Raw genomic sequence first — 14,940 nt, 5'->3', positions numbered from 1 at the left:
GTCAGCGCCTGGCTGGCCGGATCGAAGGGATGCGCGTCAATCCCCTGCCCTTGCAGCGCGGCCAGCACCCGGCCACCACTATTGAGCGAGACTTCACGCTCGCCGGAAGTGCCGCCAAAAAGCACGGCGACCTTGCCAAAATCATGAACCGCTTTCATTGTTTTTCCACCAACTTACCGGGCACCGCGCCGATCGAACCGGCCCCCATGGTCAATACGACATCGCCATCGCGGGCGACATCCAGAATGGTTTGCGGCATGGCCGCAATGTCTTCGACGAATACCGGCTCCACCTTGCCCATCACACGCAAGGCGCGTGCCAGCGAACGCCCATCCGCTGCAACGATGGGGGTTTCGCCGGCGGCATACACCTCGGCCAGACACAGGGCGTCGACGGTAGATAAAACCTTGACGAAATCCTCGAAACAATCGCGGGTGCGGGTGTAGCGATGCGGCTGGAAAGCCAGCAACAGACGCCGGCCAGGGAAAGCGCCGCGCGCCGCCGCCAAGGTTGCCGCCATTTCCACCGGATGATGACCATAATCATCGACCACAGTGATCTGCCCGCCTTGCGGCAAAACAAGCTCGCCGTAACGGTGAAAGCGCCGGCCCACCCCCTTGAATTCCGCCAGCGCCTTGCAGATCGCCGCGTCATCCACGCCCACTTCGCTGGCCACGGCAATCGCCGCCAGGGCGTTCAATACATTGTGTTCGCCCGGCACATTGAGCGTGATCGGCATTTCGCTCGTCGTGCCATTGACCCGCACACAGGTGAAATGCATGCGTCCGTGATCGGCGCGCACATCCTTGGCATACACGTTGCAATCCGGCGTCAAACCGTAGGTGATGATCTGGCGCGTCACGCGCGGCATGATCTCGCGCACATGCGCGTTGTCGGCGCACAGCACCGCCACGCCGTAAAAAGGCAGGCGGTTGAGAAAATCGACGAAGGCCTGCTTCAGCCGCTCGAAATCATGGCCATAGGTTTCCATGTGATCGGCGTCGATGTTGGTCACGACCGAAATCACCGGCGACAAAAAGAGGAAGGAGGCATCCGATTCATCGGCCTCGGCCACCAGAAAATCGCCCGCGCCCAATTTAGCATTGGCCCCGGCAGCGTTCAAACGCCCGCCGATGACGAAGGTCGGATCGATTCCCGCCTCGGCCAGCACGCTGGTGACCAGGCTGGTGGTGGTGGTTTTGCCGTGCGTGCCGGCGATGGCGATGCCCTGTTTCAGACGCATCAACTCGGCCAGCATCAAGGCGCGCGGCACGATGGGAATGCGTTTTTCGCGGGCGGCGATGACTTCCGGGTTGTCCTCTTTGACGGCGGTCGAAGTGACCACGGCATCGGCCCCGGCAATGTTTTCGGCGGCGTGGCCGATGGTGACGCGCACGCCCTCCCCTTCCAGGCGGCGCGTGGTGGCGCTCGCCTGCAAATCGGAGCCGCTCACCGTGTAATCGAGGTGGGCCAGCACTTCGGCGATGCCGCTCATGCCGGAACCGCCGACACCGACGAAATGGATGTGTTTGACTTTATGTTTCATCGTGCAAGATCACTGCAAAGTTGCGCCACCTCCCGGGTGGCCTCCGGTTTCGCCAAACTGCGCGCCTGCTCGGCCATGGCCAGCAACTGGCTGCGCGAGTAGTTGCGCAACAAGGCGATGCTTTCCGGGCTAAGTTCGTTTTGCGGCAAAAGAAAGGCACCACCAGCACTGACCAGAAAACGCGCATTGCCCGTCTGATGGTCGTCCACCGCGTGCGGAAAGGGCACCAAAATGCTCGCCACGCCCGCCGCCGCAAGCTCGGCCACAGTCAGCGCACCGGCGCGGCAAATCACCAAATCAGCCCAGGCATAGGCCCCGGCCATGTCGTCGATAAAGGGCACGCAATGCGCGCTGACGCCGGATGCCGCGTATGCCGCTTCCAAGGCTTCAATATGTTTTTCACCGGCCTGATGCACAATCTGCGGCAGCTGTTGCGCCGTCAGCTGCGCCATACCCAACGGCACCCGCTCGTTCAAGGCTTGCGCCCCCAGGCTGCCGCCGATCACCAACAGCCGCAACGGCGTCTCGCCGCGTTCGGCAAAACGTTCTGCGGGTGCGGGCAGCGCGGCAATCTCCGGGCGCACCGGATTACCCAGCCAGAGGCCTTGCGGCAAGACATCGGGAAAGCCTGTCGCAATTCGCGTGGCGATTTTTGCCAACACACGATTCGCCAGACCGGCAACCGAATTTTGCTCGTGCAACACCAACGGAATTCCGCTCAGGCGGGCCATGACGCCGCCCGGAAAGGTGATGTAACCGCCCATGCCGAGCACCACATCCGGGCGCACCTGGCGCAGCGCCCGACGCGCTTCGCGGCAGGCACGCAGCAAATTGACCGGCAACATCAGCTTGCGCAACACGCCCTTGCCACGCAGCGCAGCAAAGCGCACCCAGACCATTTCCAGGCCATGCTGCGGCACCAGGCGCGCCTCCATCCCGTCCGGATTACCCAGCCAGACCACGCGCCAGCCCTGCTGCTGCATTTCCTTGGCCACTGCCAGCGCCGGGAAAATATGCCCGCCAGTGCCACCCGCCATAATGAGTAGGGTTTTGCTCACGACCGCCCCCCCCGCATCAAGCCTTGATTTTGCCTACGGCCGCGCTGCGCGCTTAACACCGGCTGCGCCGGGTTAGCCTGCGGCGAAATCGCCAGTCGATGCGAATCAACGATGCACAACATCACGACCGCCCTCCGCGCATCAACTGGCGATTTTCCCAATCCACCCGTAGCAGGATGCCGAGGGCGATGCAATTCACGACGATGCCGGAGCCGCCGAAGCTCATCAGCGGCAAGGTCAGCCCCTTGGTTGGCAGCAGCCCCACATTGACGCCCATATTGATGAAAGACTGCACGCCGAACCAGATGCCGATGCCCATGCTGACCAGGGCCGGGTACAGGCGCTCCAGGCGCACGGCTTGACGACCGATGGCGAAAGCACGCTGCACGAGGAGCGCAAACAGGCAAATCACCGTCAGCACGCCGACAAAACCCAGCTCTTCGGCAATCACCGCGAGCAGAAAATCGGTATGCGCCTCGGGCAGATAAAAGAGTTTTTCCACGCTTGCCCCCAGCCCGACGCCAAACAACTCCCCGCGCCCAAAGGCAATCAAGGAATGCGAGAGCTGATAGCCGCGCCCGAAAGCATCCGCCCAGGGGTCCATGAAGCCGAACACGCGATCGCGCCGATACGGCGAAACGATGATCATGACGGCAAAAGCCGCCAGCAAACCAACGATGAGCACGGCAAACATGCGCGCCTTCAGCCCGCCGAGAAAGAGAATGCCCATGGCAATCGAAACGATCACCACGAGCGCCCCAAAATCTGGCTCTTTGAGTAAAAGAAAACCCACCAACACCATGGCCCCGAACAGGGGCAAAAACGCCTGCTTCAAGTCGTGCATGACGTTGATTTTGCGATAGGTGAAATCTGCGGCATACAGCGCCACGAAGAGCTTCATCAATTCCGACGGCTGCAAATTGGCAAAGCCCAGGGACAGCCAGCGCCGTGCGCCGTTGACATCGCGCCCGATACCCGGGATCAACACGATGACGAGCAATACCGCACCCAGCAGAAATAATTTCGGCGCATGTTTTTGCCAGGTTTCCATGCGGATCTGGAACGCCAGCGCCGCCCCGATCAGGCCAATGGCGAGAAAAACCCCTTGTCGGAACAGATAGTAGGCCGGCTGATGATTGGTGAAACGCCCAGCCTCGGCAATGGCGATGGAGGCTGAATAAACCATCACCAATCCGCCTAGAAGCAGCACCATGGCCGACCAGACCAAGGCCGGATCGATTTCGGCCAAAGGGCGACGCGGGGCATCGAGTGCGGACATCAACATGCCGGCAACTCCTTGACCGCGGTGATGAACGCTTCTGCCCGATGCGCATAATTGCGGTACATGTCGAGACTGGCACAGGCGGGCGACATCAGCACGGCATCGCCGGCTTGCGCCTGTTCGCTTAACCAGCGCACGGCTTCCGCCATGTCGGCGCAGCGCTTCTGCGGCAGGGCACACTCGGCCAGCGCGGCGGCGATTTTGTCCGCATCACGCCCGATCAGGGCCACGGCCCGACCGTGCCGACCCAAAGCCCCTGCCAGCGGCGTGAAATCCTGCCCTTTGCCATCACCGCCCAGGATGATCGCCACCTTCTTGCCCAAGCCTTCAATCGCCGCCAAGGTCGCGCCAACATTCGTACCCTTGGAGTCGTCGATGTACACCACCCCGGCCCGCTCGGCCACCCACTCCACGCGATGCGCCAGGGGGCGAAAACTACGCAGCCCCGGCAGCATTTGCGCAAGGTCCACCCCCAATGCCTCACCCAAGGCCAACGCCGCCATGGCATTGGCCGCGTTATGCGCCCCGCGCAAGCTCATGGCGGAGAGCGCCAGCAGGCGCTCCTCACCACGCCACAACTGCCCGTCGTGTAAACCATAATCGACGGCGCGCGGCGCTTTACCCAGGCCGAAGGTGATCATCTTGCGCCCGCAGCGCCCATTGGCCATCGACCAGTCATCATCGCGATTCAGCACCCGCACGCCCTTGCCCTGGAAGATGCGCGCCTTCGCCGCGGCGTAATTGGCCAGGCTGCCTTCGTAACGATCGAGATGGTCTTCCGTCACATTGAGCACGGTAGCCGCCGCCGCATTCAAATGGGTGGTCGTTTCCAACTGGTAGCTGGACAACTCCAGCACCCATACTGCCGGATAAACGCCGGCTTCTTCCGCGGCCATCAGGGCATCCAGGGCAGAGGGCGAAATATTGCCGCAGGCCACCGCCGGCACCCCGGCTGTATTGAGCAGATGCGCCGTGAGCGCCGTTGTCGTCGTTTTGCCATTACTCCCAGTAATGGCAAGCAGCTTGCTTTGCGGCGCAAGTAAGCGCACACCGGCAACGAACAATTCAATTTCCGACACCAGTTTTTCTGCCACGGCCGCCAGTTGCGGCATCGCCTTGGGCATACCTGGCGACAGGGCAATGATGTCTGCCCAGGCGCAGCTTGCTGCACGCAAAGGCCCGGTTTCCAAGGTCGCCGTCGGCGCGCTCTGGCGCAAAATGTCTTGATTGGGCGGCGCACTGCGCGTATCGGCGACGCGCAGCTCGGCCCCCTGGCGCTGCAGCCACTTGGCCATGGCCAGCCCGGACTCGCCGAGCCCGATCACCAATACGCGTTTGCCTTTTAATTCCATTTCAGCGCAGCTTCAAGGTAGACAAACCGATCAGCACCAACATGATGGTGATGATCCAGAAACGCACGACGACCTGGGTTTCCTTCCAGCCGCCCTGCTCGAAATGGTGATGCAAGGGTGCCATGCGCAAGATGCGCCGACCCTCGCCAAATTTCTTCTTGGTGTATTTGAACCAGGACACCTGCAACATCACCGACAGGGTTTCCACGACGAAAACGCCGCCCATGATGAAGAGCACGATTTCCTGACGCACGATCACGGCCACCGTACCCAGCGCCGCACCCAGTGCCAGCGCCCCCACGTCGCCCATGAAGACTTCCGCCGGATAGGCGTTGAACCACAAAAAACCCAGCCCGGCCCCGGCCATGGCCCCCAGCAAAATGCACAATTCGCCTGCCCCGGCGACATAGGGAATATGCAGGTATTTCGCATAAACCACGTTGCCCGTGGCGTAGGCAAAAATGGCGAAGGCCGCAGCAATCATCACCGTCGGCATAATGGCCAAGCCGTCCAGCCCATCGGTCAGATTCACCGCATTACTGGTGCCGACGATGACGAAGTAGGTCAGCACGATGAAACCGGCGATGCCCAGCGGATAGGCCACGCTCTTGAAAAAAGGCACGATCAGCTCGGTTTGCGCTGGCGAGCTGGCCGAATAGGCAATGAACAGCGCCGCCCCTGCCCCCAGCACGGACTGCCAGAAAAATTTCCAGCGGCTGGCCAGCCCGTTCGGATCGCGATACACCACTTTTTTCCAATCGTCGTACCAGCCGACAATGCCAAAGCCCAAGGTCACCACCAGCACCGTCCACACATATTTGTTGCTCAGATCCCCCCACAGCAAAGTGGTGATGCCAATGGCGATGAGAATGAGCACACCGCCCATGGTCGGCGTACCAGATTTGACCAGATGGGTCTGCGGGCCGTCCCTGCGCACCGCCTGACCGATTTTCTTGGCGGCCAGCCAGCGGATCACCCGTGGGCCAGCGGCAAAAGAAATGAGCAGCGCCGTCATCGCCGCCAGCACGGTGCGCAAGGTGATGTAATTGAATACATTGAAAAAGCGCACGTCTTGCGCCAGCCATTGCGTGAGCATCAAGAGCATGTGCTCTCCCCTTTTTCTGCGCCCGCCGCGATGCTTTCCACCGACAAGGCATCCGCCACCCGCTCCATGCGCATGAAGCGCGAGCCTTTGACCAGCACGGTCGCATCCGGCGTCAAGATTTTTTTCGCCGCCGTGACCAGTGCATCCACGGAATCAAAATGTGCCGCGCCCTCACCGAAATTGCGCACGGCCTGCGCACTCGCTTCGCCCAGAGCCAAGAGGCAATCGACGCCCTGACTTTTTGCGTAACCCCCGATTTCATCGTGACACTGCCGGCTACCCGCGCCGATTTCGCCCATGTCACCCAGAATCAGGATTTTTTTCCCTATGGTGCTGGCCAACACGTCGATGCCGGCACGCACGGAATCTGGATTGGCGTTATAGGTATCATCCAGAATCTGCGCCCCTTGCCCGCCAGCGCGCCGCTGCAGGCGGCCTTTGACGCCGCGAAAAGCTTGCAAACCGGCGACGATAGGGGCCACGGGCAGCCCCGCTGCCAGACAGGCGGCTGCCGCCGCCAAGGCATTGCCGGCATTATGTTTGCCGGGCACGGCCAAGGTAATCTGCGCTTCTTCACCTGCGGCCCGGATACTGAGCTGAAAATCCAAACCGCGCTGCACCAGCGCGCCGCTCACCTCGGCCGGCCGTTGGAAAGCAAAGCGCATCACCCGCTGCCCGGTTTTTGCCCCTTGCCCTTGCCAGATCTTCGCTTGCGGGTCATCGGCGTTAAACAGCGCCACCCCACCCTTTGTCAGGCCGGCAAAAATTGCGCCTTTTTCACGCGCAACTTCCGCCAAATCACCCATACCCTCCAAATGCGCGCGCTGGGCATTATTGACGAGCGCCACGGTGGGCCGCGCCAGCTGCGTCAGATAGGCAATTTCACCCGGATGATTCATGCCCATTTCGACCACTGCCGCCCGATGCCCGGCATGCAGTTGCAGCAGGGTCAGCGGCAGGCCAATGTCGTTATTGAAGTTGCCGCGCGTCGCCAGAATCGCGCCTGGGTAGGCCGCTTCGAGCACGCTGGCGATCATTTCCTTGGTCGTCGTCTTGCCGTTCGAGCCGGTGACGGCGATCAAAGGCATGCTGAACTGCGCCCGCCAAGCGGCAGCAAGTTTGCCCAGTGCGCGCCGCGTATCTGCCACCAGCACGGCCGGCGCACCGGCAGGAACAGCCGCCGCCTTGCTGACGAGCAAAGCCCCTGCGCCCGCCGCCACCACTTGCGGCAGAAAGTCGTGCGCATCGAAACGCTCCCCACTGAGCGCAATGAACAACTCGCCGGGCGCTACGGCGCGGCTGTCGGTCGCCACGCCGCGCAAGCTCTGCGCGCCGGCGCGAGCACCGCCCAGCACCTGACCTTGGGTCGCCGCAGCAATTTCGGCGAGCGTCCATTGCATCATGAGCCTTTCTCCTGCAGCGCCGCCCTGCGCATCCCCCGTTCTGCCAAGGCCTGTTCGGCCTGGGCGCGGTCGGAGAACGGCAAACGTTCGCCGGCGATTTCCTGATAGGTTTCGTGGCCCTTGCCGGCCAGCAAAATGACATCTTCCGGGGCGGCCTCGGCAACCGCGCGGGCAATGGCCTGCGCCCGGTCCGTTTCGCAAATCAGCTGCGAACGCGCGCTTTCCGGCACGCCGCGCACGATGGCCGCAATAATCTCTTCGGCCACTTCGCCGCGCGGATTGTCGCTGGTCACCCGCAAGGCATCCGCACCAGCGGCGGCGATCGCCCCCATCTGCGGGCGTTTGCCAGGGTCGCGATTGCCGCCGCAACCAAACACCACGCTGAGCTTGCCGCCGCGCGCGCGGCTCAAAGGACGCAGCGCACGCAAGGCGTTTTCCAGCGCATCCGGCGTATGAGCGTAATCGACGACAACCAGTGGCTCGCCCACCCCGCCGACATGTTCCATGCGCCCCGCCGGCGGTGTCAGCGCTGACAAACGCTGGCCGATTTCACGCGCATCCAGCCCCGCATCGAGCAGCACCGCCGCGCAGGCGAGCAGGTTGGAAACGTTGTACTCCCCCGCCAGCGTGGTATCGACACTCACCCGCCCCGTGGGCAGCAGCAGATCGAAGCGCTGACCATAGGGCGTGGCGCTCAGGTTTTCCGCCCGCACCAGGGCCGGATGATCGCGGCGCGGCGCGGCCAGCGAGTAGCCGATCACCCGCATGGCGCTGGTGCGGCGCAAAAGCTGCAAACCAAAAGCATCGTCGAGATTGATCACGGCGGTGCGCAGACGCGGCCAGCCAAACAGTTTTTCCTTGGCCGCCGCATAGGCCGCCATATCGCCGTGATAGTCGAGGTGGTCGCGCGTCAGATTGGTAAACACCGCAACATCGACCCGCGCGCCATTCAAGCGCCCTTCTTCGATGCCGATCGAGCTGGCTTCCAAAGCGCAGGCCGCGGCTTGCAAATCGCGAAATTGTGCCAGATAGCGCATCAATACGCTGGCTTCCGGCGTGGTAAAACCGGTATCGACGAGCGCTCCGGGGAAACCGGCACCCAGGGTGCCGATCACCGCGCAAGGTTTCGGATAGACCCGCGCCAGGCATTGGCTGATCGTAGTTTTGCCGTTGGTTCCGGTAATCGCGATCAAGGACAGAGCTTCGCTGGGATGCTGATACACCGCGTGGGCCAGCGGCCCGGCCAAGGCGCGCAAGTTTTCCACCATCAAATTGGGCACAGTCCAGGCCGGATCCCAGACAAAATCGCCACCGGCCTGCCAGAGCACCGCGCACGCGCCGCGCGCCACGGCATCGGCGATATAGCGCCGGCCGTCGGCCAGAGCCCCGGGGTAGGCGAGAAACACATCGCCCGCCTGCAGCTGCCGGCTGTCATCTGCCACGCCAGTCGGCGTAACGCCCAGCGCGGCGAGTTGTTCGAGTAACTGACGTGGCGTCATCACAAATTCCCCCGCGCCAGCTTGCCCGGCGGCCCACTGTTCGCCACGACCTGCATCACGGGCTCGTCCGGCGGCACCCCCAGAGTGCGCAGCGCACCGCCCATGACCTGCGCGAACACCGGACCGGCGATCTGGCCGCCGTAATATTTGCCGGCGCTGGGCTCGTCGATCATTACCGCAACGACCAAACGCGGATCGGAAATCGGCGCAATACCGACAAAAGAAGCGATATATTTTTTCGCATACACCCCACCCTCGAGCTTATGCGCCGTGCCGGTTTTGCCGCCCACGCGATAGCCGGGAATTGCCGCTTTCGGCGCGGTGCCGCCGGGTTTGACCACCATTTCCAGCATGGCGCGCATTTCCTTGGCGGTCTGCGCCGAATACACCGGCGTGCCGCGCACCACGGGCGTATCGATGCGCAAAAGCGAGGCGGGCGGCAGATCGCCATCACGAGCAAACACCGTATAGGCCCGCGCCAGCTGGATCAGGCTGACCGAAATACCGTGCCCGTAAGACATCGTCGCCTGCTCGATCGGCCGCCAGCTTTTCCAGGGACGCAAGCGCCCTCCCACTTCACCGGGAAAACCCAGACGCGGCGGTTTGCCAAAACCCAGGTTGTCGAACATGTCCCACATCGCCTCGGCCGGCAGACTCAGGGCGATTTTGGTGGTGCCGACGTTGGAAGACTTTTGAATCACCCCGGCTACCGTAAGCAAGCCGTGTGCGTGCGCATCGCTAATCGTCGCCTTGCCCACCGTGATGCGCCCTGGCGCGCAATCGATCACCGTGTCGTAACGGTATTTACCGCGCTCCAGACCGAGCGCCACCGAGAAAGGCTTCAGGGTTGAACCGGGCTCGAAAGTATCCGTTACGGCGCGGTTACGCAGCTGCTCACCCGAGAGGCGGGCGCGATTATTCGGGTTGTAGGTCGGCCAGTTGGCCAGCGCCAGAATTTCACCCGTGCGCGTATCCATGACGACGATGCCACCGCCTTTGGCCTGGCTTTCGCTGACGGCGGTTTTCAAATGGCTGTAGGCGAGGTACTGGATTTTGGAATCGATGGCCAGGGCAATGTCCGCACCGTCGCGCGGCGCGCGGGTGGCCCCCACATCCTCGATGATATTGCCGCGCCGGTCGCGAATCACCGTGCGCGCCCCGGCGCGCCCCAGCAGAGCATCCTGAAAGGCAAGCTCGACACCTTCCTGGCCTTTGTCATCGACATTGGTGAAACCGACGAGATGCGCCGTCATTTCACCCGCCGGGTAATAACGACGATACTCCTCCTCCTGATGCACACCGGGAAACTTCAGCCCCGCCACCTGCTCTGCCGTTTGCGGCGGCACCTGACGTTTGACGAAAACGAAGGTTTTCTCCGCGGCCAAGCGCGCATCGAGCTCGCGCACCTTCATCTCGAGCAAGCCGGCAAGCTGACGCTTTTGTTCGCCGCTCATCTTGCGCGCATCGCCGGGAATCGCCCAAACCGCCTTCATCGGCGTCGATACGGCAAGCACGTCGCCATGGCGGTCGGTCACCTTGCCGCGTGAAGCAGAAATTTCAATATCGCGCAGATAACGCGAATCTCCTTTTTCCTGGAGAAAATCGGTATTGATTACCTGCAAATAAAAGGCACGCAAAATCAGCGCCAGAAACCCTGCCATCAGCAACACGCCGAGCACACGCGAGCGCCAGCCCTGCAAGGCAAGCTGCAAAAGCGGACTTTCCGTGTAGCGGTGGCCACGCTGCGGCCGGCGGCGCACGACCATCAGTGCTCCTCCTTGACCATGGTCGGAGCCGGCATCGTCATGCGCAGACGCTCGCGGGCGATTTTTTCCAGACGTGGATGGGTAGCCCAGGTCGACATTTCGATCTGTAATTGACCGTATTCGATATCCAGCTGCCGCGAACGCTCCTGCTCTGCTTCCAGCGCCTGGAACAGCTTACGCGCATGATGCTGCGCACTGACTACGGCCAGCGCGCACACCATGACGGCAAAGAGCAGGAACAAATTCAGACGAAACATCAGCCAGGCCCTTCGCATTTCTCGGCCACGCGCAGCACCGCACTGCGCGCCCGGGGGTTGGCTGCGATTTCCGCCGCACTCGGACGCTGCGCCTTACCCAACAGACGTAGGCGCGCCGGAGGCAGTTGCGCAGCACGCAGCGGCAGATTTTTAGGCAGGGTATCGGGGCTCGCCTGGGCGCGCATGAAGCGCTTGACGATACGATCTTCCAGGGAATGAAAGCTGATCACCGCCAGCCGCCCGCCGGGTTTGAGCAGGGAAAGGGCTTGCGGCAAGGCTATTTCCAGCTGGCGGAGCTCTTGATTGATATGAATCCGTAAAGCTTGAAAGCTGCGCGTCGCCGCGTCCTGACCTGGCTCACGGGTGTGCACGCACGCGCGTACAAGGTCCGCGAACTGGCCGGTGGTGAGAATGGGCTGTTCCCCCCTAAGAGCCACAACCTTCTTTGCAATCTGGAAAGCAAACCGTTCTTCGCCATAGTTTTTTATCACCTCCGTAATTTCCCGCACTTCTGCCCGCGCCAGCCACTCGGCCGCCGTCTCGCCCTGCGTCGTATCCATGCGCATGTCGAGCGGCGCATCGAAACGAAAACTGAAACCACGCGCGCCCTCATCGAGCTGCGGCGAGGACACACCAATATCAAAAAGAATCCCGTCTACGGCGCTGACACCAGAGGCCGCCAAGCCTTCCGCCAATTCGCCAAAAGCCCGATGCACCAAAGTAAAGCGCGGATCGTTCAGGGCCTGGCCGGCAGCGATCGCCTGCGGATCTCGATCAAAAGCGAACAGGCGCCCCTGGGCATTCAATGCGGCGAGTATGCGTCGGCTATGCCCACCCCGCCCGAAGGTGGCATCGATATAGATACCGTCCGGTTTGATTGCCAAGGCATCGACCGCTTCTGCGAGCAATACGGTGACGTGCTGATCCGCCGCACTCACAGCACCAAATCCGCCAAGCCCGCCGGCAATTCGCCGCTCAAAGCCTCTGCCGCCAATTCGTTTTGCGCCAGCCAGCCGGCCTCGCTCCAAATTTCGAAATGACTGCCCATCCCCACCAGGTAAACCGTTTTTTCCAGCTGCGCGTAGGCACGCAATTCCGGGGCCAACAACAAACGTCCGGCGCTGTCCGGGCCTTCGGTGCGGGCATTGCCGACCATCACCCGCTTGATTGCCGCTGCCCGAGGATCGAGGCTGGACGCCTTCAAAATTTGGTCGCGAATCGGCTGCCAGGCCGGCGCGGGGTAAAGGAGCAGACATTTGTGGGGGTGCGCCGTCAGCACCAGTTCGCCATCTCCGGCGGCGCGCAGGGCGTCACGGTGCCTTGCCGGAATGGCAAGCCGCCCTTTGGCATCCAGATTGAGCGCCGCAGCCCCTTCGAACATCCCCGTTTACCCACTTTTCAACACATTTCCCCACTTTAGAGGAAGATTTTTGGAGCGTCAATAGAAAAACAGGATTTTTTTCTTAAGTAACAACGACTTAGCGTGCATTTTGGAGGCAATTCTTGATGTTGTTTTCCCTTAAAAATCAATGCCTGGAAAAGGCATAGTTAAAGTGAACTATTAGAAGTCCTCCGGGGCAGACAGCGGCATGCCATGCTCTATGCCATGTTCTTATGAACCCCCAATCCCATCGCGCCCCTAGTGCGGGCCCAAATTGATTTTTCATGCTGGTAAACGGCACAGCCCCCGCTCGCGGCGGGGGCTGTGCGGGGAAAAACGAAGCTGGCTTACTTCTGCTGGCTCAATTTCTGCTCCAGCGTTGCCAAGGGCACCGCGCCGGGGACGCGCTCGCCGTCGGCGAAGATGATGGTCGGCGTGCCGGTGATATTGAGGCGACGGCCGAATTCCTGATTTTTACTCACCGCGCTGGTGTCGCAATTATCGCGCCCGCCCGGTTGCTTGCCATCGATGATCCAGTCCAGCCAGGCCTTGTTACGATCGGCGGAACACCAGATCTGGCGCGATTTTTTCAGGGAATCTTCGGACAGGATCGGGTACAGGAACGTATAGATGGTGACGTTTTCCAGCTTCTGCAAATCCTTGGCCAGCCGCTTGCAGTAGCCGCAGTTGGGGTCTTCGAAGGTGGCGATGACGCGCTTGCCGTTGCCGCGCACCTGTTTCACGGCCTGATCGAGCGGCAAATCGGAGAATTTGATGGCATTGAGCTTACGCATGCGCTCATCGGTGATGTTGCGGTTAGTTTTCAGGTCGACCAGATTCAAGGCCTGCGGCGCGCGGATCATGTCGCCGCCAATCAACATGGCGGTGACTTTTTCGTCGGTATAAAAAATATTGCCGTCGGCGTACACCTCATACAGCCCGAGATAGCCCGCCTTGGTCACCGATTCGACTTTAATTCCCAGACGCGCTTCCACCGCTTTCTGAATTTCGGCCTCCTGCGCAAAAGCGCAGAGCGCAACAAACGACAGAAACGCCGCAGACAGGATTTGACGCAACATGTATTTCTCCTAAAGCGCCCCGAGGGCGTAACGCACCAAAACAGTTTTGGCCACCGGCAAACGCTCGGTCAGCCCCAAACCCAAATTTCGCAAGTTTTTCAGCAGCGGCGAAGGCGAAGCAAAAAGACGCCGCAAGGTATCCGTCGTGCTTTGCATCAACACAGTTTCTTCGCGCCGCGCGCGCTGGTAGGCCGACAAGAAGCGCAATTCGCCGATATCCTGCCAAGCCGGCGCGGCCAATAAACGCTCGGCAAGTTCGCGCGCATCCTGAAAACCCAGATTGATGCCGTGCCCGGAAAGCGGGTGAATACCGTGCGCGGCATCGCCTACCAGGGCCAGGCGCGGCGCAACCGTGCGCGGCACACGCATCAGGCGCAGCGGAAAAGCTTGCGCCGGCGTAATGCACTGCAACTCGCCCAAACGATGCCCGCCCGCTGCCGCCACGCGCGCCGCCAAAGCCTGCGGCGACAACTGGAGCAATTCCTCGGCCAGCGCGTCGGGCGCAGACCAGACCATGGAAATGTTTTGCCCGGCCAGCGGCAACCAGGCGAGTACGCCGTCTGCGCGAAACCACTGCCAAGCCGTATTGTGGTGCGGTTCGGCGCAGGCAAAATTAGCCACCACGCCTTTTTCACCATAGGGGCGATTGTGCGCCGGCAAACCGGCTGTTTCGCGCACCCAGGAATCGCGCCCGTCCGCGCCGACCAGTAAACGCGCCGCCAAAATACTGCCGTCGGCCAGGTGCAAACTGGCGGTATCCGCGTCAATCCGCTGCGCCACCGGCTTTTGCCCGAGGAAAAGCTGCACATTGCTCTGCCGCTTCAAGCTTTCCCACAACTCGCAGGCCATTAGGGAGGATTCGAGTATGCAGCCCAGGTCGGGCACGGCGGTTTCGAAGGCAGAAAAATTCAGCGTGCTGCCCTGGTCGCCAAAAATCTGCATGGCGCGAAGCGGAGCAATCCGCTCGGCGGCAAGATGTTTCCAGACGCCGATCGTGCGCAAAAATTCGACGTTGGCTGGACTCAGTGCGTACACCCGCGCATCCCAGCCCGCATTTTCGCCCCCCACGCGGCGTGGCGGCTGATATTCGACCAGGGCGATACGCAGGCGGCTGTCACGTAGCGCCACCGCCAAGCTGGCACCGGCCAGCCCACCGCCGACGATGATCAGATCAAAAACAGCCATGGGGGACCCGCGCGGCGCGCAAACCGC

13 protein-coding genes and 1 pseudogene are annotated in these 14,940 nt (G+C 61.6%); all 14 read right to left on the bottom strand.

The window, feature by feature from the left end; all coding sequences use genetic code 11:
* Nucleotides 1–158 (bottom strand): annotated as a pseudogene (locus ACM62Q_RS06425) (hypothetical protein); the annotation flags it as partial.
* A complete protein-coding gene (murC, locus tag ACM62Q_RS06420) occupies nucleotides 155–1,546 on the bottom strand; it encodes a UDP-N-acetylmuramate--L-alanine ligase (RefSeq protein ID WP_415034721.1) in 1,392 nt (463 codons plus the stop codon). The gene murC and the pseudogene ACM62Q_RS06425, both read right to left, overlap by 4 nt.
* The gene (gene murG, locus ACM62Q_RS06415) at nucleotides 1,543–2,604 is read right to left on the bottom strand and encodes an undecaprenyldiphospho-muramoylpentapeptide beta-N-acetylglucosaminyltransferase (protein ID WP_415034719.1); all 1,062 of its coding nucleotides are present in this window, start codon (nucleotides 2,602–2,604) and stop codon (nucleotides 1,543–1,545) included. The genes murC and murG overlap by 4 nt, the downstream gene beginning before the upstream one ends.
* A gap of 121 nt (nucleotides 2,605–2,725) precedes the next feature.
* Entirely contained in the window at nucleotides 2,726–3,889 is a 1,164-nt protein-coding gene (ftsW, locus tag ACM62Q_RS06410; protein WP_415034717.1) for a putative lipid II flippase FtsW, read from the bottom strand.
* Nucleotides 3,883–5,238, bottom strand: coding sequence for a UDP-N-acetylmuramoyl-L-alanine--D-glutamate ligase (gene murD, locus ACM62Q_RS06405; protein ID WP_415034715.1), 1,356 nt, complete (start codon nucleotides 5,236–5,238; stop codon nucleotides 3,883–3,885). The genes ftsW and murD overlap by 7 nt, the downstream gene beginning before the upstream one ends.
* A 1-nt stretch (nucleotide 5,239) precedes the next feature.
* Nucleotides 5,240–6,343 (bottom strand): phospho-N-acetylmuramoyl-pentapeptide-transferase, encoded by a 1,104-nt coding sequence (gene mraY, locus ACM62Q_RS06400; RefSeq protein WP_415034714.1) that lies wholly within the window; start codon nucleotides 6,341–6,343, stop codon nucleotides 5,240–5,242.
* Nucleotides 6,334–7,743, bottom strand: a complete 1,410-nt coding sequence (locus ACM62Q_RS06395) for a UDP-N-acetylmuramoyl-tripeptide--D-alanyl-D-alanine ligase (RefSeq protein WP_415034729.1) — start codon at nucleotides 7,741–7,743, stop codon at nucleotides 6,334–6,336. Before ACM62Q_RS06395 ends, mraY begins: the two co-directional genes overlap by 10 nt.
* A complete protein-coding gene (locus tag ACM62Q_RS06390; protein ID WP_415034712.1) occupies nucleotides 7,743–9,245 on the bottom strand; it encodes a UDP-N-acetylmuramoyl-L-alanyl-D-glutamate--2,6-diaminopimelate ligase in 1,503 nt (500 codons plus the stop codon). The genes ACM62Q_RS06395 and ACM62Q_RS06390 overlap by 1 nt, the downstream gene beginning before the upstream one ends.
* A complete protein-coding gene (locus ACM62Q_RS06385; RefSeq protein ID WP_415034710.1) occupies nucleotides 9,245–11,011 on the bottom strand; it encodes a peptidoglycan D,D-transpeptidase FtsI family protein in 1,767 nt (588 codons plus the stop codon). The genes ACM62Q_RS06390 and ACM62Q_RS06385 overlap by 1 nt, the downstream gene beginning before the upstream one ends.
* Nucleotides 11,011–11,268, bottom strand: a complete 258-nt coding sequence (gene ftsL / locus ACM62Q_RS06380; RefSeq protein WP_415034707.1) for a cell division protein FtsL — start codon at nucleotides 11,266–11,268, stop codon at nucleotides 11,011–11,013. Before ftsL ends, ACM62Q_RS06385 begins: the two co-directional genes overlap by 1 nt.
* A complete protein-coding gene (rsmH, locus tag ACM62Q_RS06375) occupies nucleotides 11,268–12,206 on the bottom strand; it encodes a 16S rRNA (cytosine(1402)-N(4))-methyltransferase RsmH (RefSeq protein WP_415034705.1) in 939 nt (312 codons plus the stop codon). The genes ftsL and rsmH overlap by 1 nt, the downstream gene beginning before the upstream one ends.
* Nucleotides 12,203–12,649: a division/cell wall cluster transcriptional repressor MraZ gene (gene mraZ, locus ACM62Q_RS06370; RefSeq protein ID WP_415034703.1), complete on the bottom strand. Its 447-nt coding sequence runs from the start codon at nucleotides 12,647–12,649 to the stop codon at nucleotides 12,203–12,205. The genes rsmH and mraZ overlap by 4 nt, the downstream gene beginning before the upstream one ends.
* A 347-nt stretch (nucleotides 12,650–12,996) precedes the next feature.
* The gene (locus tag ACM62Q_RS06365) at nucleotides 12,997–13,728 is read right to left on the bottom strand and encodes a DsbC family protein (RefSeq protein WP_415034701.1); all 732 of its coding nucleotides are present in this window, start codon (nucleotides 13,726–13,728) and stop codon (nucleotides 12,997–12,999) included.
* Nucleotides 13,729–13,737: 9 nt separating this feature from the next.
* On the bottom strand, nucleotides 13,738–14,913 hold the full coding sequence (locus ACM62Q_RS06360; RefSeq protein ID WP_415034699.1) for a UbiH/UbiF family hydroxylase: 1,176 nt from the start codon (nucleotides 14,911–14,913) through the stop codon (nucleotides 13,738–13,740).
* Nucleotides 14,914–14,940: the final 27 nt, after the last annotated feature.

Origin of the sequence: Azonexus sp. (genome assembly GCF_047638095.1) — a bacterium.
Classification (GTDB): Bacteria; Pseudomonadota; Gammaproteobacteria; order Burkholderiales; family Rhodocyclaceae; genus Azonexus.
This window is presented reverse-complemented; position numbering and strand designations above follow the sequence as displayed.

Excerpts from the sequence above, each read along its gene's own strand:
- ACM62Q_RS06390 (WP_415034712.1), bottom strand. The coding sequence starts at position 9,245 with ATGACGCCACGTCAGTTACTCGAACAACTCGCCGCGCTGGGCGTTACG.
- ACM62Q_RS06395 (WP_415034729.1), bottom strand. The coding sequence starts at position 7,743 with ATGCAATGGACGCTCGCCGAAATTGCTGCGGCGACCCAAGGTCAGGTG.
- ACM62Q_RS06385 (WP_415034710.1), bottom strand. The coding sequence starts at position 11,011 with ATGGTCGTGCGCCGCCGGCCGCAGCGTGGCCACCGCTACACGGAAAGT.
- murC (WP_415034721.1), bottom strand. The coding sequence starts at position 1,546 with ATGAAACATAAAGTCAAACACATCCATTTCGTCGGTGTCGGCGGTTCC.
- mraZ (WP_415034703.1), bottom strand. The coding sequence starts at position 12,649 with ATGTTCGAAGGGGCTGCGGCGCTCAATCTGGATGCCAAAGGGCGGCTT.
- mraY (WP_415034714.1), bottom strand. The coding sequence starts at position 6,343 with ATGCTCTTGATGCTCACGCAATGGCTGGCGCAAGACGTGCGCTTTTTC.
- ACM62Q_RS06360 (WP_415034699.1), bottom strand. The coding sequence starts at position 14,913 with ATGGCTGTTTTTGATCTGATCATCGTCGGCGGTGGGCTGGCCGGTGCC.
- ftsL (WP_415034707.1), bottom strand. The coding sequence starts at position 11,268 with ATGTTTCGTCTGAATTTGTTCCTGCTCTTTGCCGTCATGGTGTGCGCG.
- ACM62Q_RS06365 (WP_415034701.1), bottom strand. The coding sequence starts at position 13,728 with ATGTTGCGTCAAATCCTGTCTGCGGCGTTTCTGTCGTTTGTTGCGCTC.
- ftsW (WP_415034717.1), bottom strand. The coding sequence starts at position 3,889 with ATGTTGATGTCCGCACTCGATGCCCCGCGTCGCCCTTTGGCCGAAATC.
- murD (WP_415034715.1), bottom strand. The coding sequence starts at position 5,238 with ATGGAATTAAAAGGCAAACGCGTATTGGTGATCGGGCTCGGCGAGTCC.